20 protein-coding genes are annotated in these 19,724 nt (G+C 64.7%); 9 read left to right on the forward strand and 11 right to left on the reverse strand.

What is annotated here, in order from left to right; translation table 11 throughout:
• The first annotated feature begins 297 nt into the window (after positions 1 to 297).
• Positions 298 to 1,446 (forward strand): ribonuclease D, encoded by a 1,149-nt coding sequence (gene rnd, locus ACVWY3_RS12935; RefSeq protein ID WP_456838787.1) that lies wholly within the window; start codon positions 298 to 300, stop codon positions 1,444 to 1,446.
• A 145-nt stretch (positions 1,447 to 1,591) separates the two neighbouring features.
• Here rnd and ACVWY3_RS12940 read toward each other — a convergent pair whose 3' ends face one another.
• The 5 genes from ACVWY3_RS12940 to ACVWY3_RS12960 form a co-directional block, all read right to left on the reverse strand.
• Positions 1,592 to 2,974, reverse strand: a complete 1,383-nt coding sequence (locus ACVWY3_RS12940) for an aspartate aminotransferase family protein (RefSeq protein WP_456838788.1) — start codon at positions 2,972 to 2,974, stop codon at positions 1,592 to 1,594.
• Positions 2,975 to 3,155: 181 nt separating this feature from the next.
• Positions 3,156 to 3,323, reverse strand: coding sequence for a hypothetical protein (locus ACVWY3_RS12945; RefSeq protein WP_456838789.1), 168 nt, complete (start codon positions 3,321 to 3,323; stop codon positions 3,156 to 3,158).
• 30 nt (positions 3,324 to 3,353) lie between these two features.
• The gene (locus ACVWY3_RS12950; protein WP_456838790.1) at positions 3,354 to 3,917 is read right to left on the reverse strand and encodes an isochorismatase family protein; all 564 of its coding nucleotides are present in this window, start codon (positions 3,915 to 3,917) and stop codon (positions 3,354 to 3,356) included.
• Between the two features lie 25 nt (positions 3,918 to 3,942).
• Complete coding sequence (locus ACVWY3_RS12955) at positions 3,943 to 4,563, reverse strand: GNAT family N-acetyltransferase (RefSeq protein WP_018645421.1); 621 nt, start codon at positions 4,561 to 4,563, stop codon at positions 3,943 to 3,945.
• The gene (locus tag ACVWY3_RS12960; protein ID WP_456838791.1) at positions 4,550 to 5,167 is read right to left on the reverse strand and encodes a hypothetical protein; all 618 of its coding nucleotides are present in this window, start codon (positions 5,165 to 5,167) and stop codon (positions 4,550 to 4,552) included. Before ACVWY3_RS12960 ends, ACVWY3_RS12955 begins: the two co-directional genes overlap by 14 nt.
• Positions 5,168 to 5,239: 72 nt before the next feature.
• Between ACVWY3_RS12960 and ACVWY3_RS12965 the strand changes: the two genes are divergently transcribed.
• Positions 5,240 to 6,280 (forward strand): LysR family transcriptional regulator, encoded by a 1,041-nt coding sequence (locus tag ACVWY3_RS12965; protein ID WP_456838792.1) that lies wholly within the window; start codon positions 5,240 to 5,242, stop codon positions 6,278 to 6,280.
• Between the two features lie 16 nt (positions 6,281 to 6,296).
• On the opposite strand, the gene ACVWY3_RS12970 is transcribed toward ACVWY3_RS12965, so the two are convergent.
• Positions 6,297 to 7,484, reverse strand: coding sequence for an autotransporter outer membrane beta-barrel domain-containing protein (locus ACVWY3_RS12970; protein ID WP_456838793.1), 1,188 nt, complete (start codon positions 7,482 to 7,484; stop codon positions 6,297 to 6,299).
• Between the two features lie 377 nt (positions 7,485 to 7,861).
• Between ACVWY3_RS12970 and ACVWY3_RS12975 the strand changes: the two genes are divergently transcribed.
• The gene (locus ACVWY3_RS12975) at positions 7,862 to 8,068 is read left to right on the forward strand and encodes a cold-shock protein (RefSeq protein ID WP_008551638.1); all 207 of its coding nucleotides are present in this window, start codon (positions 7,862 to 7,864) and stop codon (positions 8,066 to 8,068) included.
• A gap of 89 nt (positions 8,069 to 8,157) precedes the next feature.
• Here ACVWY3_RS12975 and purN read toward each other — a convergent pair whose 3' ends face one another.
• Together purN and purM are read right to left on the reverse strand one after the other, a co-directional pair.
• Entirely contained in the window at positions 8,158 to 8,811 is a 654-nt protein-coding gene (gene purN / locus ACVWY3_RS12980) for a phosphoribosylglycinamide formyltransferase (protein WP_456838794.1), read from the reverse strand.
• Positions 8,811 to 9,884 carry a phosphoribosylformylglycinamidine cyclo-ligase gene (purM, locus tag ACVWY3_RS12985; protein ID WP_456838795.1) on the reverse strand — a complete coding sequence of 358 codons (1,074 nt, stop codon included), beginning with the start codon at positions 9,882 to 9,884 and terminating at the stop codon, positions 8,811 to 8,813. The genes purN and purM overlap by 1 nt, the downstream gene beginning before the upstream one ends.
• Positions 9,885 to 10,040: 156 nt before the next feature.
• Here purM and ACVWY3_RS12990 point away from each other — a divergent pair, with 156 nt between their 5' ends.
• The 4 genes from ACVWY3_RS12990 (at position 10,041) to ppx (ending at position 15,250) form a co-directional block, all read left to right on the forward strand.
• Entirely contained in the window at positions 10,041 to 10,583 is a 543-nt protein-coding gene (locus ACVWY3_RS12990) for a CDP-alcohol phosphatidyltransferase family protein (protein WP_456838796.1), read from the forward strand.
• 122 nt (positions 10,584 to 10,705) lie between these two features.
• Positions 10,706 to 11,383: a chromosomal replication initiator DnaA gene (locus tag ACVWY3_RS12995; protein WP_456838797.1), complete on the forward strand. Its 678-nt coding sequence runs from the start codon at positions 10,706 to 10,708 to the stop codon at positions 11,381 to 11,383.
• Between the two features lie 159 nt (positions 11,384 to 11,542).
• Entirely contained in the window at positions 11,543 to 13,732 is a 2,190-nt protein-coding gene (locus ACVWY3_RS13000) for an RNA degradosome polyphosphate kinase (RefSeq protein ID WP_456843354.1), read from the forward strand.
• Between the two features lie 15 nt (positions 13,733 to 13,747).
• The gene (ppx, locus tag ACVWY3_RS13005; protein ID WP_456838798.1) at positions 13,748 to 15,250 is read left to right on the forward strand and encodes an exopolyphosphatase; all 1,503 of its coding nucleotides are present in this window, start codon (positions 13,748 to 13,750) and stop codon (positions 15,248 to 15,250) included.
• A gap of 9 nt (positions 15,251 to 15,259) precedes the next feature.
• Here the strand turns inward: ppx and ACVWY3_RS13010 are convergent, their stop codons facing one another.
• Both ACVWY3_RS13010 and ndk read right to left on the reverse strand, forming a co-directional pair.
• Complete coding sequence (locus tag ACVWY3_RS13010) at positions 15,260 to 16,120, reverse strand: TerC family protein (RefSeq protein WP_456838799.1); 861 nt, start codon at positions 16,118 to 16,120, stop codon at positions 15,260 to 15,262.
• A gap of 129 nt (positions 16,121 to 16,249) precedes the next feature.
• Entirely contained in the window at positions 16,250 to 16,672 is a 423-nt protein-coding gene (gene ndk / locus ACVWY3_RS13015) for a nucleoside-diphosphate kinase (RefSeq protein ID WP_456838800.1), read from the reverse strand.
• Positions 16,673 to 16,998: 326 nt separating this feature from the next.
• On the opposite strand from ndk, the gene ACVWY3_RS13020 reads away from it, so the two are divergent.
• On the forward strand, positions 16,999 to 17,250 hold the full coding sequence (locus ACVWY3_RS13020; RefSeq protein WP_456838801.1) for a sulfur globule protein precursor: 252 nt from the start codon (positions 16,999 to 17,001) through the stop codon (positions 17,248 to 17,250).
• Between the two features lie 186 nt (positions 17,251 to 17,436).
• Here the strand turns inward: ACVWY3_RS13020 and ACVWY3_RS13025 are convergent, their stop codons facing one another.
• Positions 17,437 to 17,730 (reverse strand): hypothetical protein, encoded by a 294-nt coding sequence (locus ACVWY3_RS13025; protein WP_456843578.1) that lies wholly within the window; start codon positions 17,728 to 17,730, stop codon positions 17,437 to 17,439.
• On the opposite strand from ACVWY3_RS13025, the gene ACVWY3_RS13030 reads away from it, so the two are divergent.
• Complete coding sequence (locus ACVWY3_RS13030; RefSeq protein WP_456838802.1) at positions 17,717 to 19,579, forward strand: ABC-F family ATP-binding cassette domain-containing protein; 1,863 nt, start codon at positions 17,717 to 17,719, stop codon at positions 19,577 to 19,579. The two genes, ACVWY3_RS13025 and ACVWY3_RS13030, sit on opposite strands and share 14 nt — an antisense overlap.
• Positions 19,580 to 19,724: the final 145 nt, after the last annotated feature.

A 19,724-nucleotide genomic window follows, 5' to 3' on the forward strand; every position in this document is an offset into this window, starting at 1 on the left:
TAACCACGAGAATTAACAGACCGTCAACGCACCCCCGACAAATCTATCAATGTTTCTGGAGATTTCGCCGTGGATCTGTTGGTTTTCGAGTTCCTGGGACTGGCCCTGGTCGCCATGTGCGTGGTCGTGGTGGCGCTGCCCTGCGCCCGCAAATCCTCGCACCGAATCCGCTACGAATAGGAATTTTCCGCGGAAAGGGCCGATTCCGGCCCGATGCAGGGCTCGAATTCGCTCAGAGCCCCTTGACATCACAGCACTTTCGGCAGAACGGCTGATGGCACGTGTCATGGGCCGTTCATGGATTTAATTACCACCACCGCTGACCTCGCGGCTGCCTGCAGCCGCCTCGCCAAGCACCCCGTCATTACCGTCGATACCGAGTTCCTGCGCGAGACCACCTATTACCCGCTGCTGTGCGTGGTGCAGATGGCCAGCGCCGAGGAGGCCGTGGTCATCGACGCCCTTGCCGAGGGCATCGACCTCAAGCCGTTCTTCGAGCTGATGGCCAATGAGAGCGTGCTGAAGGTGTTCCACGCCGCCCGCCAGGACATCGAGATCATCTGGCATCAGGCCAACATCATCCCCCACCCGGTGTTCGACACCCAGGTCGCCGCCATGGTGCTGGGCTATGGCGACAGCATCGCCTACGACCAGCTGGTCGAGAAGGTCACAGGCCATCGCCCGGACAAGACCCACCGCTTCACCGACTGGTCGCGTCGGCCGCTTAGCAAAGAGCAGATGCATTACGCGGTGTCCGACGTCACGCATTTGCGCGACGTCTTCGCCGCGCTCGACGCCGACCTGAAGAAGCGCCGACGCAGCGAATGGGTCTCGATCGAGATGGAGGTTTTGACCTCGCCCCGCACCTACGACTTCCACCCCGAGCGCGCCTGGGAGCGGCTGAAGACGCGCGTGCGCAAGCCCAAGGACCTCGCCGTCCTGATGGAGGTCGCGGCATGGCGCGAGCAGGAGGCGCAGAGCCGCGACGTGCCGCGCGGGCGCGTGCTGCGCGACGAGGCCATCAGCGATATCGCCACCCATGCGCCGAACACGCTCGAGAAGCTCGCCCATCTTCGCTCGGTGCCGAAGGGCTTTGAGAAATCCAAATGGGGCGCGGATATCATCGCCGCGGTCGAGCGCGGGCTGGCGCGGGATTTCTCCACGCTGCCGAAGCTGGAGAAGCCGCGCAACAACAATAACGGCGCGGCGATCGTCGAGCTGTTGAAGGTGCTGCTGCGCATGACCGCGGAGCGCCATGCGGTCGCGAGCAAAGTGATCGCCACCGTCGACGATCTCGAGGAGATCGCAGCCAGTGACGAGGCCGATGTCCCCGCCTTGCGCGGCTGGCGCCGCGAGCTGTTCGGCGAGGCCGCCTTGAAGCTCAAGCGCGGCGAGCTGGCGCTGGCGATCGAAAAGGGCCGCGTGGTCGGGGTGCAGCGGGCGTAGGCCCGCACAAACGCTCGCTATAGCTGGCGCAATGCCAACCACAGGTCATTGCGAGCGCAGCGAGCAATCCAGAATCTTTCCGCGGAAACAGCCTGGATTGCTTCGCTTCGCTCGCAATGACGGAAATCTGACGCGACAGCGCGTTCTACGCCGGCGTCAGCTTCGCCACTTCGCCCTTCATGTCATTCAGGACACCTGATATTGCGGTGACCAGCTCGTCGAGCTGGGCCTTGGTCGTGATCAGCGGCGGGCAGATGGCGATGGCATCCAGCATGTTGCGCGAGATCACGCCGCGCTCCTGGAGCATGCGGCTGGCGATACCGCCCACGGCGCCGGGCGTCGCCGCCGCAGTCTTGCGATCCTTGTCCAGCACAAGCTCGAGCGCTGCGATCATGCCGACGCCGCGGACCTCGCCGACCAGCGGGTGGCTCGTGAGCTCGCGTAAGCGGCCCTGCATGTAGCCGCCGAGCTCGGCGGCATGCGCGACCAGGCCGCGCTCCTCGATGATCTTGAGGTTTTCAAGCGCAATCGCCGAGCCGACCGGATGGCCGCCCGCGGTGAAGCCGTGGCCGAGCACGCCGATCTTGTTGCTCTCGTCCGCGATCGGCTCGAACATGCGGTCGTTGAGGATGATCGCCGACAGCGGGAAGTAGCTCGAGGTGATCTGCTTGGAGACCACCATCGCATCCGGCTTGATGCCGTAGGTCTCGCAGCCGAACATTTTGCCGGTGCGGCCGAAGCCACAGATCACCTCATCCGCGACCAGCAGAATATCGTACTTCTTCAGGACGGCCTGGATCTTGTCCCAGTAGGTTGCCGGAGGCACGATGACGCCGCCCGCGCCCATCACCGGTTCGCCGAAGAAGGCCGCGATCGTGTCCGGCCCTTCCTTCTGAATCAGCGCGTCGAGCTCCTCGGCCCGGCGCGTCGCGAAAGCCTCCTCGCTCTCGCCGGGCGCGCCGTCCTTGTAGAAATGCGGCGAGCCGGTGTGCAGGATGTTCGGCAGTGGCAGGTCGAACGAGCGGTGGTTGTTCGGCAGGCCCGTGAGGCTGGCCGAGGCAATGGTGACTCCGTGATAGGCGCGCATCCGGCTGATCACCTTCTTGCGCTGGGGCTGGCCGAGCGCATTGGAGCGATAGGCGATCAGCTTGAGGACGCTGTCGTTGGCCTCCGAACCGGAGTTGGTGAAGAACACTTTGCTCATCGGCACGGGCGCGAGCGCGACCAGCTTCTCGGCGAGATCGATCGAGGGGCCGTGCGATTTGGCGGAAAACGTGTGGTAGAACGGCAGCGCCTGCATCTGCTTGTGCGCGGCCTCGACCAGCCGCTTCTCGTTGAAGCCGAGCCCGACGCTCCACAGGCCCGCCATCGCCTCGAAATAGCGCTTGCCCGCCGCATCGAACACGTAAGGGCCCTCGCCGCGCTCGATCACCAGGGGACCGGCCTGCTGATGGGTGCGCGCATTGGTGTAGGGATGGAGCTGGTAGGCCACATCCCGGGCCTCTTGCGAATTGGGCAGCATGGACATTTGCAGGCATCCTTGAATCGTCACGTCAATCGTCACGTCGCCGCCGGCCGGCGTCGATCACTCGATCATCACGTTACTTGGCTATTGTGGCGAGGCAAGACTTGCAACGCCAATTCGTCGGCAGCCAGCGCTCAGCCGCGTTGCACAATGCCGCACATGCGCGCCGCATCCGGGGCAGCTCTCACGCCGCGCTGTCGTCATCCCCGTCGTCGGTGGCAGCGGCTTCCCTCACCTCGACGAGTGCCATCGAGAGCAGATAGACCGTCGTCGGCAGACCAAGCCGGCGCGCCCGCTCGGCCGCACGCGATAGATCGCTCGCCAGCTCCTTGAGTTCTTCTCCCCGTGACAATGTCCCACCCCATCCGCCGATCGCGGCCGCCTACACCGCAACGGCGCCGCTGGTTCTGATCAGTTCGGCGCTGGGATGAACTGTAGCAAAATTCCCGATGACATTCACTACCGCGTGCTTGTAGGCGACGGCATCGCCCGTGCCCGCCTGCCGGCAAGCCACGGCATCGCCGATCACCTGATAGCGATGGCTGCGGTGAAACCCGTCGATGGCGGTGGCCAGGATGGTCTCGTCAAGCGAAAAGCCGATCAGAACGCAGCGCACATTGCGGATATTGGACATGTAGTCCACGAACCGCGCGGAGCTGTAGGCCGAGGGCAGCGGATGCTCGAACGTCATCTCGCCCGGCCGCGGCCTCGCTTCCTCGATCCAATCGGTCAGTCTGGATGCCGGATTGAACCAGGCCGCCTGCGCGATCCGCTTCAGATGCATCACCGGCTGGAGATTGCTGCGCCACAGGGTGAGCAGTTCCAGGCAGCGCACAGTGGCGGCATCGCCGTCGTGGATGAGATGGCGTCGCCCGGGGGTCAGATATTCGACCTGGAGATCCGCGCAGATCAGGATGGGCGGATCATCGTCAGCAGAGATCGGCATAATCTTGCGCGCAGCTGCACCAGTTTCAGCGATCTGCGAGTGCGAGGTCCCGCAGCGGCGATGTCACCGCCCGCCCCGCGGATGCGTCGAGCACGCCCGGCCGGTCCCAGTCGCCCTCGGGGCGAATGATCACATAGGGATCACTATCGAGCGTGATGGCATCCGGCCCCGGCTCGATCTCCAGCAGCATCTCCGTGTAGGAGAAATCGGAGAAGGTGATCTTGCGATTGTGGCCGAGCGGCTTGGCGCCGAAATGGGCCCAGAAATCGACCAGCCGGTCCTGCGCCTGGCCGTAGATCTTGCGGAACCCCTTGCGCTTCACATAGTCGACGCTGGCCTGCACCAGCTTGAACGAGACCCGCGAGCGCCGATATTGGTGCCGCACCGCAAGCCGCTCCACCTTGGCGAAATCGCCGAAGAAGCGAACCCGTAGGCAGCCCGCCGGCTCGTTGCCGACATAGCCGATGAAATGCGCGGCAACCATGTCGTTGCCGTCGAACTCCTCCTCGAACGGACAATCCTGCTCGGCGAGATAGACTGCGGAGCGGATCGCGGTGACCAGCATGAGATCGCTGGGATCGCGCGCGAGACGGATGGTGATGGCGCGGGAGTCGGGCTTGGCGAGAGGAATCCTAGTACCGTGCATCTGCAAAACTCCTTGCGTGATTGATCGCGCCGGGCATGCGCAGCGGCTGCCTGTGCCAGGGGCGCTGGTAGCACCAGAGATCGGGTTGGAAGCTCGGGACAGGTTCGAAGCCTGTCGCCCTCATGATGTCGCGTCCGGCCACGGTTGACGGCTGTGCATAGCAATCGGCGCTGCGAAACCTTAGCTGTCGCAGATGAGCCGCGGCCTTGCCGAGGCCGGTGATGCCACGGCCCCTCGCCGCGATCGCCCAGATGTAGATGGCAGCAGCGTCTTGCTCTGGCGCGGCCAGATAATGCGTCTCGGGCGCGGTCAGGCAGATCTCGTCGAGCAGCAGCGCATCGTGCCCGCGCTCATTGAGGAACAGGAAGGCCATGCCGCCGAGCAGCTTGCCCTTGCGGCTGAACGTCAGGATGCTCTGCGGATCGAAGGCGAGATATCTCGCAAGCTCGGCCGCGCCGATCTCTACGCCCGGCACCAGCCGATGCGCCATCTCCGAAAGCGCCGCAATTTCGGAAAATTTGGCGCAACGGACATCGACGTCCGCGCTTTGCGGCAGCGCGTCGAAATCATGCCTTGCGGCAAACGAGCCCCTTTCCATACTCATGTCGTCCCACTATCGTTCGAAGCCTTCAGCGCCCCGCTACGACATTGAGCTTAGCGGTTGGGGATCAGGAGTATGCAGCAGTTATTGCACCGGGGTGCTGCGATGATGCAGCACCGTGAAGAAGCCCTGGATGCATCCTGGGACGATTTGAAGCTGTTTTTAGCGTGCGCAAAATATAAAAGTTTTCGCAACGCGGCCGAGGAGCTCGGGCTCACCTCCACCACTTTGATGCGCAGGATCGACCGGCTCGAAGAAAGCATCGGCTGCAAGCTGTTCCTGCGTGACCAGAGCGGACTGACGCTCAGCGACGAAGGCACCGCTATGATCGCCGACGTCGCGCACATGGAGCGCCACGCCTTCAACGTCTTCCGCCGCGCCTCGCGCTCGTCGAACGACACCGCGGGCACCGTGCGCGTCGCGGTGACGGAAGGCCCCGGCAATTTCTGGATCCTGCCGCGGCTGATCGACTTCCAGAAGACCTATCACAAGATCACCGTCGACCTGCGCTGCGCGATGGAACAGTCCGACGTGGCGCGGCTCGAATCCGATATCGCGATCCAGCTCGAGCCGCCGACCAATCCCGACCTGATCGTCGCCAAGCTCGGCCGTCTCCACATCTATCCCTTCGTCTCCAGGGAATACGAGACGCTCTACGGCGTGCCGGCAACGCTCGCCGAATTGAAGAACCATCGCATCGTCAAGCAAACCGCGCCGCAAATCGACGACAGCGCCTACGCCCGCATTCTCGGCCTGACCTCGCTCGAAGGCATCGTCGGCATCAAGACCAATTCATCCGTCGGCGCGCTCTATGCGGTCGAACGCGGCGCCGGCATCGGCTTCCTGCCGACCGTATCGATCGCGCTCGGCGCACCGCTCGTTGCCGTCGATCTCGGCGTCAGCCACCACGCCGATCTCTGGCTCACCTATCACCGGGAGTTCCGCAGCTCCGAGCGACACAAGATCGTGGTCGACTGGCTGAAGAGGATCTTCGATCCCAGGACCTATCCCTGCTTCCGCGACGAGTTCATCCACCCGAACGCGCTGGTGCCGATGATGACGGCCGTGCGCGAGGGATTTGGACTGAGCGGTTACGTCGCGGCGACGCCGACGTAACGCCGGCGGAATCGGCTTACCAGCGATATTCGAACCCGGCCGTGCCTTGATGCGAGGTCAGCTCGTTGCGGAACTTGCCGTCGTAATTGACGTAGAGCCGCGCCATGTTGGTCACGCTGAGCGAGGCCGAGGCGCCGGCATCCATGCCGTAGCGGCTTTCGCCGATGCCGGGCACGACGATGCTCTGGGTGCCCAGGCTGACCTGGATCGATCCGAGGTCCTGGTGGAAATTGTCGACGAATTTGCCGTAGGCGGACAGGTCCAGGATCTTCTGGTCGAGGATGAAGTAGCGGCCGATCTCGGCGCCGACCATCACACGCGCGCGTGAGAGCGTGGAGGAACCGACGTTGAGCGGATCGAGGCCGCCGGTCTCCTGGAACGCCGCGCTGGTGGCGCGCACATATTCGACCGCGCCCTTGGGCACGATGCGCATCTGGTCATTGGTCCAGAAGTAGCTGATCTCGGTCAGGGCGCCGTCGACCGCGGCGCGATAGCCCGCAGTCGCAAAGCCGAAGCCGGTATCCCGGCTGGAGCGGACCTTGCCGAAGCCGTGCACCAGCGCGAAAGCCCAGGTCCACGGCCCTTTGTCGACCGAGCCGTTGACGCCGAGCTGCGTCAGGTCGAGCGTTGCGGACTGGAGCGCGAGCGGCACGTCGATGTCGGTGTGGCTCTGGTCGATGGAGAAACCGAGATTGACGCCGGGCGCGATCCGCGCGCCGAGGCCGGCAACGCCGCCGAAGGTCTTGCGCTTGTCGCCGACGAAGTCGCCTTGCGCATCGGTGCGGACCGAGATGCCATAGCCCTCGAACCAGGTGCGGTAGCGCGGATCTTCCGTGCTTGCCGAAGCGCCGCCGCCACCGGAATTGGTGCGGAAGGACCGGTCAACGCCATTGGAGGCTTGGTTGGCCAATCGCTCCAGAAATCCCGAACCGAAATTGAGCATGCTGTTGCCGGCCGACTGATCGTAGTTGGTCGAGGTGGGCATGGGGACAGGGGTCGGCGACGGCGTGGGCGACGGCGTCGGGGTCGGGGTCGGGGTCGGAGTGGGTGTCGGACTTTGCGCGAAGACGGGCGCCGCCGACATCATCACGATCAGCGCGAGCGCCATGACCGCAACGATTTTGGCGACCGCCGCAGCGACCCGGCGGACGCGGTTCGCGCTGCTCGTCTGCCGTGTCCCTGAGGGCTGCGAGGTGCAGCGCATGACGACCAATCCCAAAGCAAAATGGCGGCGCAAAAATGCAACACGATGTGCAGCGCATGATGCGATTTGCGCCGAACTGCCACGGAGGGTCAACCGGAAGGCAACGTCATCGCGAGGCATTGCGCTCAATTGTGGTTCCGCTGCCACAGATTGGAAATAGCGGCTGGCGACAGCCGGCGCGCTCTTGAAATTCGCGCGCGGCTTGCTAACCGGCGATTTTCATGTTGCAATATTGGACACAATCGGAATTGGCCGCTCGGCTGTGCGTTTCGCGACATTGAGATTCAAGACTCGAACAGACTTCCGGAAGCCCGTTTGTGGCGTGGCACGCGAAACAGCGGCCGCGTCTTTTTTATATCTAGTGGAGGAGACTGAGGATGCCGCAAAAGGGCACCGTCAAATGGTTCAACCCGACCAAGGGCTATGGGTTCATCAAGCCGAACGGCGGCGACAAGGACGTATTCGTTCACATCTCCGCCGTCGAGCGCGCCGGACTCTCGACCCTCAACGAGAACCAGGTGGTTGAATATGACCTCGTGGAGAACCGCGGCAAGTCATCCGCGGAGAACCTCAAGGTCTCCTGATGTCTCTCAACGCCAAGCGCGAGAGATCACGACGTTCCCCCGGCTCTGCCGGGGGATTTTGTTTGAGGAGGCGAAACGCGGGTGAAGCTTCAGCCCACCACCGGCGCAACCAGAAAATTCTCCGACGCAGAGCTTCCCGCCGTCTTGCAGACATCGCCCTCGATCTTGACCTTGCCGGTCGCGAGCAGCCGCAACGCTTCGGGATAGATGCGGTGCTCGACCTCGAGGATGCGCTCGGACAGCGTGTCCGCGGTGTCGTGGTCGCTGACGGGCACCGCGCCCTGCATCACGATTGGGCCCGCATCGGTCTCGGGGATCACGAAATGCACAGTCGCACCGGACAGCTTGACGCCGGCGCGCAAAGCCTGGCCGTGCGGATCGAGGCCGGGGAACGACGGCAGCAGCGAGGGATGGATGTTGAGCATCCGCCCATACCAGGCCTTGGTGAACTCGGCGGTGAACAGGCGCATGAAGCCGCCGAGGCAAATCAGCTCGATGCCGTGCTGATCGAGCGCAGCCTGCAGCACCTTCTCGAAGCCGGCGCGGTCCTTGCCGAACGGCTTGCTCTCGATCACCAGCGTGTTCACGCCGGCCGCCTTGGCCCGTTCGAGCCCGAGCGCATCGGCCTTGTTCGAGATCACGAGCGCGATCTCCGCCGGGAAATCGGCCGCAGCAGCGGCCCTGATCAGCGCGGCCATGTTGGAGCCGCGGCCGGAGATCAGGATGGCGACGCGGCGCTTCATCACAGTGCCAGATCGAGATGGCCGTTATAGACGACGCGATGCTCGCCCTCGGCCGGGATTACGGTGCCGAGCTGCGCGACCGTCTCGCCGGCGTCGGTGAAGACCCGCACAACCTCGTCGACCTTGTCGGGCTCGACGATCGCGATCATGCCGATGCCGCAATTGAAGGTGCGCAGCATTTCGAGCTCGGCGATGCCGGCTTGGGCAGCCAGCCATTTGAACACCGGCAGCACGGGCAGACGCGCGAGGTCGATGCCGACGCCGAGATCCTTCGGCAGCACGCGCGGAATGTTGTCGGTGAAACCGCCGCCGGTGATATGGGCGAGCCCCTTTACCGCGCCGGTCTCGCGGATCGCGCGAAGACAGGATTTGACGTAGAGCCGCGTCGGCGTCAGCAGCGCGCCGCCGAGCGTCATGACGGGCGCAAACGGCGCCGGCGCCTCGAAGCCGAGGCCGGATTGTTCCACGATCTTGCGCACCAGCGAGAAGCCGTTGGAGTGCACGCCCGACGAGGCGAGGCCGATCACGGCATCCCCCGCCGCAATGTCCTTGCGCGGCAGCAGCGTGCCGCGCTCGGCGGCGCCGACGGCAAAGCCGCCGAGGTCGTAATCGCCGTCCTGATAAAGGCCGGGCATCTCGGCGGTCTCGCCGCCGATCAGGGCGCATCCGGATTCCCGGCAGCCCTCGGCGACACCCGCGACGATCGAGGCCGTGGCCTCGGGGTCGAGCTTGCCGCAGGCGAAATAGTCGAGGAAGAACAGCGGCTCGGCGCCCTGCACGACGAGATCGTTGACGCTCATGGCGACGAGGTCGATGCCGATGCCGCCATGCAGCCCGGTCTCGATCGCGATCTTGACCTTGGTTCCGACGCCATCGGTGGCGGCGACCAGGACCGGGTCCTTGAAACCGGCCGCCTTGAGATCGAACAGGCCGCCGAAGCCGCCGATCTCGGCGTCGGCGCCGGGCCGCGCGGTGGCGCGCACCATCGGCTTGATCAGGTCGACCAAACGGTTGCCCGCGTCGATATCGACGCCTGAATCGGCGTAAGTGAGGCCGTTTTTGCGGTCGGTCATGCCCGATTTCCAGTGGGTTTGCGGCTGGTTACGTCGAATTCCGGGGATGCGCAATGGCAAGCGTAGCGCCCCGCCCTATACTATGTAGAGATATCAACCGGTTCAGCCTCCCTGGGGGCCGGATTCGAGGTCAGACCGGGTGCCGGGAAGCGCCGCGTGAGTATTCCGAATATCATTACCCTGGGCCGCATCATGCTCGTCCCGGTCATTGTCTGGGCCATCGTGTCCAGCCAGATGGAGGTGGCGTTCGCCGTCTTCCTGATTGCCGGCATCAGCGATGCCGTCGACGGCTTTCTGGCCAAGCGCTTCAACATGACGAGCGAGCTCGGTGCCCTGCTCGACCCGCTCGCCGACAAGGCGCTGCTGGTGTCGATCTACCTCGCGCTCGGCATCTGGGGCGACATCCCGCGCTGGATCGTGATCCTGGTGGTGTCGCGTGACATCATGATCGTCGCAGCCGTGATCGTATCCTGGCTGTTCGACAAGCCCGTCGAGATGAAGCCGTCGAAAGTATCCAAGCTAAACACAGCGGCCCAGGTCTCCTACGCAGCCCTGGTGCTGGCCGCGCTTGCCTTCGGCTTCAAGCCGGCGCCCTATGACATCGTCCTGATGGGCCTCGTTACGGTCTTCACGCTCTCTTCGGTGTCGCTCTACCTCGTCGAGTGGCTGCGGCACATGAGCACGATCGAGGCCAAATGAGTTGGGACAGGTGAGTTGCGGACTTTTCAGTGGGGCCTTGGCCCCGCAAAAGGCCAACTTCCGCTCGATGAAGTCGAATCTCGTCAAACACGGCCGGCGCGCCGGCACGGAGCAAAGCAAGCGTGGCAGGCCGCGTTCATCCCCGACAATTGGCGTTTTCGCTTCCGCATGCGGAGAGCCTCAGCCGGGACAATTTCCTCGAAGGCCCCGCGAATGCCGCCGGTCTCGCCTTGATCGACAGTTGGCCGGAATGGTCGAACCGGATCATGTGGCTGGCCGGTCCCGAAGGCAGCGGCAAGAGCCATCTCGCCACGATCTGGGCCGAAGAGGCCGGCGCGCGCTCGACCACGGCCAATGCGCTGACCGCCGCAGGTGTCCCGGGCGCGCTCGCCACCGGCGCGCTGGTGGTCGAGGATCTCAAGGCCGGGAATTTTGACGAGCGCGCCCTCTTCCATCTGATGAACCTCGCCCGCGAGGACGGCGCCTACATCCTCTTCACCGGACGTGAGATGCCGGCATCCCTCGAGATCGAGCTGCGCGACCTGCGCTCGCGCCTGCGCGCCGTTCCCGTCATCTCGCTGTTCCCTCCCGACGACCAGCTTTTCCGCGGTCTGATCGTCAAATTCTGCGCCGATCGCCAGCTCACGGTGGACGAGAGCGTCGTCAGCTATCTCGCCACCCGCCTGGAGCGGTCCTCGGCCGCTGCCCGGCAGGCTGTGGAGCTGCTCGACAGCGAGGCGCTACGGCTCGGGCGTCCCGTCACGAGGGCGCTGGCCGCCGAGCTGCTGCGGGACGCCTGAGCAGCGCCGGCCGCCCTCGGCCGCCTCAGCCACCCTTGGCCGCTTGACGCGGCGCGGCGGCGGAACATCAATGTCATCGAAACGTCATCGCACTAACACATGCTCCCGCCGGTTTTGAACATAAGTCGCAAAGAGGCGAATTGGATGGACCGACTTCTCATGGAATCAGCGCAAGCCGTTGAAATTAAAGAAAAAGCCCCTGAGGCCGATGGCCTGCCGGCAATCGCCACGAGGCCCGAGCGGTTCATCAATCGCGAGCTGTCCTGGCTGCATTTCAACCGCCGCGTCCTGGAGGAATCGGTCAATCCCAGCCACCCCATGCTGGAGCGGGTGCGATTTCTGTCGATATCGGCGAATAACCTCGACGAGTTCTTCATGGTCCGCGTCGCCGGCATCAAGGCCCAGGTGCGCGAGGGCATTGCCGAGCGCGCGCCCGACGGCCTGACGCCATCCGAGCAGCTGGCGCTGATCAACCGCACCGTCTCCCAGCTCGCCTCCGACCAGCAGGCGATCTGGCGCGACCTGCGCGGCACGCTGGCCGATGTCGGCATCGTGCTGGTCGACGGCAAGGACGTCACCAAGGCGGAGCGGACCTGGATCGAGGACTATTTCCTCAACAACGTGTTCCCGCTGCTGACGCCGCTCGCGATCGACCCGGCCCACCCCTTCCCGTTCATTCCGAGCCTCGGCTTCACCATCGCGCTCCAGCTGACGCGCGAGGCCGACGGCAAGCAGATGAACGCGTTGATCCGCATGCCCGGCAAGATCGACCGTTTCATCCGCCTGCCGGCCGATGGCAAGGTGCGGCTGATCTCACTGGAGCAGGCCACCAGCCTGTTCATCAACCGCCTGTTCCCCGGCTACAATCTGCACGGCCAGGGCGCCTTCCGCATCATCCGCGACTCCGAGCTCGAAATCGAGGAAGAGGCCGAAGACCTCGTTCGCCTGTTCGAGACGGCGCTGAAGCGCCGCCGCCGCGGATCCGTGATCCGGCTCGAGATCGACGCCAAGATGCCGGAGGAGCTGCGCAACTTCGTGCAGCACGCGCTGTCGGCCGCCGACGACGAGGTGTTCCTGGTCGACGGCGTGCTCGCCATGAACGAGCTCTCGCAGCTCACCCGTCTCGACCGTCCCGACCTCGAATTCACCCCTTACGTGCCGCGGCATCCCGAGCGCGTGCGCGAGCATGGCGGCGATATCTTCGCGGCGATCCGCCAGAAGGACCTCATCGTCCACCACCCGTACGAATCTTTCGACGTCGTCGTGCAGTTTCTGCAGCAGGCCGCGCGCGATCCCGACGTCGTCGCAATCAAGCAGACGCTGTACCGTACCTCCAACAACTCGCCGATCGTGCGCGCGCTTGCCGAGGCCGCCGAAGCCGGCAAGTCTGTCACCGCGCTGATCGAGCTCAAGGCGCGCTTCGACGAGGAAGCCAACATCCGCTGGGCGCGCGACCTCGAGCGCGCCGGCGTGCAGGTCGTCTACGGCTTCCTCGAGCTGAAGACGCACGCAAAGCTCTCGATGGTGGTGCGCCGCGAAGGCGGCAGCCTCACCACCTACGTCCACACCGGCACCGGCAACTACCATCCGGTCACCGCACGTATCTATACCGACCTCTCCTACTTCACCTCCGATCCGACCATCGGTCGTGACGCCGCGCGCGTGTTCAACTTCATCACCGGCTATGCCGCGCCGAGCGATCTGGAGAAGATGGCGGTGTCGCCGCTGACCTTGCGCAAGCGCATCATCGAGCACATCCAGGGCGAGACTGCGCATGCCAAGCACGGCCGTCCCGGCGCGGTCTGGATGAAGATGAATGCACTGGTCGACCCCGACATCATCGACGCGCTCTATGAGGCGTCGCAGGCCGGCGTGCAGGTCGAGCTCGTGGTGCGCGGCATCTGCTGCCTCAGGCCCGGCATTCCCGGCCTGTCCGAGAACATCCGCGTCAAGTCGATCATCGGACGATTCCTGGAGCACGGCCGAATCTACTGCTTCGGCATGGGCCAGGGGCTGCCGAGCGCGAAAGCTGCTGTGTATATCTCATCGGCCGACATGATGCCGCGCAATCTCGACCGCCGCGTCGAGGTGCTGTGTCCGCTGCAAAATCCCACGGTGCATCAGCAGGTTCTCGAACAGATCATGGTCGCCAACCTGAAGGACAATGAGCAGAGCTGGCAATTGTTGCCGGACGGGTCCTCAACGCGTATGAAGGCCGCGAAGGGCGAGGAGCCTTTCAACGTGCACAACTACTTCATGACAAATCCGAGTCTGTCTGGCCGTGGAAAGTCGCTCAAGGAATCCTCGCCGCGCCGCCTCACGCGCCGTAATGAACGTCATCAATCCTGATCCGGGACCGTCGAAGTGAAGCGGCCGCGCAAGCGCGGCTCGAGCGTCGCGGTCATCGACATCGGCTCCAACTCGGTCCGTCTCGTCGTCTATGAGGGGCTGACGCGGAGCCTCATCCCGATCTTCAACGAGAAGACGCTGTGCGGGCTCGGGCGCGAGGTGCAGAGCACCGGCCTGCTCGCGCCCGATGCCGTCGACAAGGCGCTGACCTCGCTCAAGCGCTTCCGCGCGCTGTGCCGCGTGATGCAGGTCGGCCCCGTGTTCGCGATCGCGACCGCGGCCTGCCGCGACGCCTCCAACGGGCCCGACTTCATCGCCAAGGCCGAACGGATCTGCGCGGTGAAGATCGAGATCCTGTCCGGTCCGCGCGAGGCGCGGCTGTCGGCGCTCGGCGTGATCTCCGGCATCCATCTTCCCGACGGCATCGTCGGCGATCTCGGCGGCGGCTCGCTCGAACTGATCGACGTGCGCCGGAACAGCGTGCGCAGCGGCGTGACGCTGCCGCTCGGCGGCCTCGCGCTGCAGGACCTCGCGCACAAATCGCTCAAGCGCGCCGACCGCATCGTGCGCGAGGAAATCGACGAGGTGCAGCTGCTAACTGGTGGACGCGGCCGCACCTTCTACGCCGTCGGCGGCACCTGGCGCGCGCTCGCGCGCATCCACATCATCCAGAGCGGCTATCCGCTCCAGGTGATGCACGGCTACTCGATTCCCGCGGCTGAAGCGCTCGACTTCTCGCGCCGTCTGCGCCGCCTGGCCGCCACCGGCACGCTCGCCGACATCGAAGTCGTCGCCGATGCCCGCCGGCCGCTCCTCACCTATGCGGCGCTGGTGCTCGAGCACATCATCCGCGTGGCAAAGCCGAAGACCATCGTGTTCTCGACCTTCGGCGTGCGCGAGGGCCTGTTGCACGAGAAGCTGACGGAATCCGAGCGCAACAAGGATGGCTTGATTTGCGCGGCCGAGGAGCTGAACCAGCTGCTGTCACGCTCGGCGAAGCATGCCCGCGAGCTGATCGCCTGGACCGATATCCTGGTACGCGTGGTGAAGCTGCGCGAGACGCCGGAGGACCGCCGCCTGCGCCACACCGCATGCCTGCTCTCGGACATCGGCTGGCGCGTGCATCCGGACCATCGCGGCGAGCAGACGCTGAGCCTCGTCGTCAAAGCCAATTTCGGCGCGATCACCCACACCGAGCGCGCCTTCGTCGGCCTGTCCGTATTCTATCGCTATGCGGGCCTCAGCGAAGAGAACCAGCCGCCGGCGACGATGCAGGAGCTGCTGACGCCGGCGCAGCTCGAACGCGCACGCCTGCTCGGTGCGGCGTTCCGCGTCGCCCACCTGATCTCGGCGGCACGTCCGGGCGTACTGCCGGCCACGCATTTCCGCAGCCAAGGCCGCAATCTGATGCTGGTGTTCGAGCACCGGCTCGTCGACCTCGTCGCCGACCGCGTCGGCAGCCGCTTCCGCCAGCTCGCCCGCCTGATCGGCCGCAACGGCTCGATCGTGCGGCGGTAGGTCAGAAAATTATTCAGCCGACGCTTTGGCGTGCCGCTCGGAGGATTCCAGCGCGACCGCGCTCAGGCTGCGCCGGCGCCAGATGGTGCCGACCACCAGCACCACGACAACACCGAGCGCCGCGCAGAGATATTCACCGCCCGACCCGCCATGGCCGAATTGCAACGGGATGCGCATGCCGGTGAGCATCTTGTCCAGCGAGGCGCCGAGCGGCCCGTCGAACAGCGTGTGCAGCTTCGGCGCGATGCCGGGATCGGTCGCGATCACCTCGCCTGCGATCCAACCGAGCAGCGCCGCACCGGCCCAGACCAGCACCGGCAGCTTGGCGAGCAGCGCCATGATCAGCGCCGCACCGGCGACGATCAAGGGAACGCTGATGGCAAGGCCGAGGATCAGCAGCGGCACGCTGCCATTGGCCGCGGCGGCGACCGCAATGACGTTGTCGAGGCTCATGACGATGTCGGCGACGACGACGATCTGCACGGCCTGCCACAGATGCGAGGCGGACTCGACGCCCTCCTCGTCCTCGTTTTCGGGCACCAGCAGCTTGGCCGCGATCACGATCAGCGCAAGGCCGCCGACGAGCTTGAGATAGGGCAGCGCCATCAGGCTGGCGACGACGCCGGTGAAGATGATCCGCAGCAGCACGGCTGCGCCAGCGCCGAGGATCATGCCCCAGAGCCGGTGCCGCGGCTTCAGCCCGCGGCAGGCGAGCGCGATCACCAGCGCGTTGTCGCCGGAGAGCAGGACGTTGATCCAGATGATCTTGCCGACCGCAATCCAGAAGGTCGGTTCGGCCATCTCATTGCGGAACTGGGTGAAGAATGCCCCGATCGTAGCGGGATCGAAGATCTGCCAGAGCCAGTTCACAATACGTCCTTTCGCCCCATCGCCTAAAGCATGATCCGGAAAACTGTGAAGCGGTTTTCCGAAAGATCATGCTCAAACAATAATCCAAAGCGCGACGACTTTCATCGCGCTTTAGGCCGGCTGAAGAGATCAGCCCACGATCTCGTTGCCCGAGAAGAACTGCGCGATCTCGATCGCCGCGGTCTCCGGCGCATCCGAGCCGTGCACCGAGTTCTCGCCGATCGACTTCGCGTAGAGCTTGCGGACGGTGCCCTCGGCGGCCTTGGCCGGATCGGTCGCACCCATCACCTCGCGGTACTTGGCGATCGCGCCCTCGCCTTCCAGGACCTGCACCACAACCGGGCCCGAGGTCATGAACTCGACCAGCTCGCCGAAGAAGGGGCGCGCCTTGTGGACGGCATAGAAGGTCTCGGCTTGTTCCTTGGTCATGCGGATGCGCTTCTGCGCGACGATGCGCAGGCCCGCCTTTTCGATCACGGCATTGACCGCACCGGTCAGGTTACGCGCGGTCGCATCGGGCTTGATGATCGAGAAAGTGCGTTCTAGGGCCATAATCTTGTCCTTGAAGAAGAAAGCGGTGGTTTTCGAGTTGCGGGGCTTATATCGGCGCCTTCGCGTTACGGCAAGCGACCGCCCAAACGGCCGCACAGGCGCTTCGCCGCAGGGCCCGGGCTTCCGAATTCAGCATGGATTACAGCAATTTCACCCAGATGAACCCAATCTGAAACCCCCGTGAGGATTGGGTTCAGCTTCACCGGCGTAAGGTCCGGCCTATCGAAACCGAAGCCTGATCACAAAGCCGATCATTTGGCAGACCGTTTCGGCGGCCCATTCATCGACGCGATAGCCCCGCGCCGGCAGTCTTTGAGGAGATCACCATGTTGAGGAAACTTTCGCTTGCCGCTGTCGCCGCGGTCGCGCTGGGTGCCGCGCTGGCACCGACCTCCGCCTCCGCTCATTGGCACGGCGGCTGGGGCTGGCACGGCGGTGGCTGGCACCACGGCTACGGCTGGGGCGGCCCCCGCTTCTATTATGCCCCCGTCTCTTACGGTTATGGCGGCTGCTACGTGCGCCGGCTGGTCCCGACCCCCTGGGGACCCCGCTGGCGGCTGATCAACCGCTGCTACTGAGCCCGACAGCACCTTAAGCCCAGGTACCTTCCCCAGGGTACCTTCAAGCGAAGCCCCGGCGTTCCCCCCTGCGCCGGGGCTTTGTATTTGCGCACATACCGCAATTAATACAATTTTTACTAGAATGCCGGGCATGCCCCGCGGCCAGCGAAACAATTTGGGGGCCAAGGACTTGATACCGTGTCTTTACCTTGAGAACACGGAACCTGCGCGATGGTTGGCCCTTCTGCCCATGACTGCGAACAGATTGACCGGCGCACCAGCCGCTCGATTTGCGATGCCGTGGGTGAACGGCTCCAACAGAGCATCCGCCCCGAACCGCGGCTGCCGACGCATCTCGAGCATCTCCTCGACGAGCTGAGGCGGCGCGACCGCGATCCGCATTGATTTGATTCGCGCCGCCTTGGAGTCACTGAGCCACAGAAAAACGGGTTGCGTTCGCGGCGCCTTGCGGTGACAAGGCCGCATGCTTTCCATCACCGATCTCTCCATCCGCCTCGCCGGACGCCTTCTGATTGACCAGAGTTCCGTGCAGATCACGCCCGGCTCGCGCGTCGGCTTGGTCGGACGCAACGGCACCGGCAAGTCGACCCTGTTCAAGGTGATCCGCGGCGAGCTCGCGGCCGAGCACGGCTCCGTGACGCTGCCGCCGCGCTGGCGCGTCGGCAGCCTCGCGCAGGAAGCGCCGAATGGCCCCGAAAGCCTGATCTCGGTTGTGCTCAAGGCCGATCTCGAACGCGACGCGCTGCTTCACGAAGCCGAAAGCGCGACCGACCCGCACCGCATCGCCGAGATCCAGACCCGGCTCGTCGACATCGACGCGCATTCGGCGCCCGCGCGCGCGGCCGCGATCCTCTCCGGTCTCGGCTTCTCCGCCGCCGACCAGCTGCGTCCCTGCGCCGAATTCTCCGGCGGCTGGCGCATGCGCGTCGCGCTTGCCGCGACGCTGTTCGCCGCCCCTGATCTGTTGCTGCTCGACGAGCCCACCAACTATCTCGACCTCGAAGGCACGCTGTGGCTGGAGGATCACCTCGCGCATTATCCGCGCACGGTGATCGTGATCAGCCATGACCGCGACCTGCTCGAAAGCTCGGTCGACCAGATCCTGCATCTGGAGCGCGGCAAGCTCACGCTCTACAAGGGCACCTATTCCTCCTTCGAGGAGCAGCGCGCCGCGCGCGAACTGCTCGATGCCAAAGCCGTCAAGCGCCAGGAAGCCGAACGCGCCCGCCTGCAGTCCTTCGTCGACCGCTTCAAGGCCAAGGCCTCCAAGGCCCGGCAGGCGCAGTCGCGTGTGAAGATGCTGGAGCGGCTGAAGCCGATCACGGCGCTGGTCACCGAGGACGTGCGCGAGATCAGCTTTCCCGCGCCGGAAAAGATCCTGTCGCCGCCGATCATCGCCGTCGACAACGCATCGGTCGGCTACGATCCGGCTTCCCCGGTGCTGAACCGGGTGACGCTCCGCATCGACAATGACGACCGCATCGCCCTCCTCGGCGCCAACGGCAACGGCAAGTCGACGCTTGTAAAACTGCTCGCTGGGCGCCTTGCGCCCTTCTCCGGCAAGGTGACGCGCGCGGACAAGCTGTCGATCGCCTATTTCGCGCAGCATCAGCTCGACGAGTTGAACGAGGACGCCTCAGCCTACGATCACGTCCGCAAGCTGATGGGCGATGCGCCCGAGGCAAAGGTGCGGGCGCGCGCCGGCGCGATCGGATTCTCCGGCAAGGCCGCCGACACCAAGGCCGGCAAATTGTCGGGCGGCGAGAAGGCGCGGCTCCTCTTGGGTCTTGCGACTTTCTTCGGCCCCAACATGATCATCCTGGACGAGCCGACCAACCATCTCGACATCGACAGCCGCGCGGCGCTGGCCGAAGCCATCAACGAATTCCCCGGCGCGGTGATTATGGTCTCGCATGACCGCTATCTGATCGAGGCCTGCGCCGAGCGGCTCTGGATCGTCGCCGACCGCACCGTCACCAATTACGACGGCGATCTCGACGAGTACCGCCGTCTGGTGCTCTCCGCGCGCAATGCCGAGCCGGCCGCGCGGGAGCGCATTGCGCCGAGCGAGAAGCCGCAGCGCCCCAGGTCGGACAATCGCGGCTCGCTGAAGAAGCGCATCGCCGAAGCCGAGGCCGAGATCGCGCGCGTCACCGAGATCATCGCCAAGATCGACACCGCGCTTGCCCTGCCCGACATTTTTACGCGCGATCCCAAGCAGGCCGCGCAATTGTCAAAGGCCCGCGCCAACGCCGCCGACGCGCTCGCGCGCGCGGAAGAGCAATGGCTGGAGGCGAGCGCGCAGTTCGACGAAGCGGCGGGCTAGAGCATGATCCGGAAAAGTGCGAAGCGGTTTTCCGAAAAGATCATGCTCAAACAATAACCTAAAGCGCGATCATGATTCGTCCTGATCTCATCGCGCTTTAGCGCGCTTGCTCTCGTGCCCCGGACAAGGCGCGGCGCAAAGCGAT

The organism is Bradyrhizobium sp. USDA 4486 (assembly GCF_054057995.1).

Bases quoted from the DNA above. Each gene is read 5' to 3' on its own strand.
- rnd (WP_456838787.1), top strand. From the start codon at position 298: ATGGATTTAATTACCACCACCGCTGACCTCGCGGCTGCCTGCAGCCGC.
- ACVWY3_RS12940 (WP_456838788.1), bottom strand. From the start codon at position 2,974: ATGTCCATGCTGCCCAATTCGCAAGAGGCCCGGGATGTGGCCTACCAG.
- ACVWY3_RS12950 (WP_456838790.1), bottom strand. From the start codon at position 3,917: ATGCCGATCTCTGCTGACGATGATCCGCCCATCCTGATCTGCGCGGAT.
- ACVWY3_RS12955 (WP_018645421.1), bottom strand. From the start codon at position 4,563: ATGCACGGTACTAGGATTCCTCTCGCCAAGCCCGACTCCCGCGCCATC.
- ACVWY3_RS12960 (WP_456838791.1), bottom strand. From the start codon at position 5,167: ATGAGTATGGAAAGGGGCTCGTTTGCCGCAAGGCATGATTTCGACGCG.
- ACVWY3_RS12965 (WP_456838792.1), top strand. From the start codon at position 5,240: ATGCAGCAGTTATTGCACCGGGGTGCTGCGATGATGCAGCACCGTGAA.
- ACVWY3_RS12970 (WP_456838793.1), bottom strand. From the start codon at position 7,484: ATGCGCTGCACCTCGCAGCCCTCAGGGACACGGCAGACGAGCAGCGCG.
- ACVWY3_RS12975 (WP_008551638.1), top strand. From the start codon at position 7,862: ATGCCGCAAAAGGGCACCGTCAAATGGTTCAACCCGACCAAGGGCTAT.
- purN (WP_456838794.1), bottom strand. From the start codon at position 8,811: ATGAAGCGCCGCGTCGCCATCCTGATCTCCGGCCGCGGCTCCAACATG.
- purM (WP_456838795.1), bottom strand. From the start codon at position 9,884: ATGACCGACCGCAAAAACGGCCTCACTTACGCCGATTCAGGCGTCGAT.
- ACVWY3_RS13000 (WP_456843354.1), top strand. From the start codon at position 11,543: ATGGAATCAGCGCAAGCCGTTGAAATTAAAGAAAAAGCCCCTGAGGCC.
- ndk (WP_456838800.1), bottom strand. From the start codon at position 16,672: ATGGCCCTAGAACGCACTTTCTCGATCATCAAGCCCGATGCGACCGCG.
- ACVWY3_RS13020 (WP_456838801.1), top strand. From the start codon at position 16,999: ATGTTGAGGAAACTTTCGCTTGCCGCTGTCGCCGCGGTCGCGCTGGGT.
- ACVWY3_RS13030 (WP_456838802.1), top strand. From the start codon at position 17,717: ATGCTTTCCATCACCGATCTCTCCATCCGCCTCGCCGGACGCCTTCTG.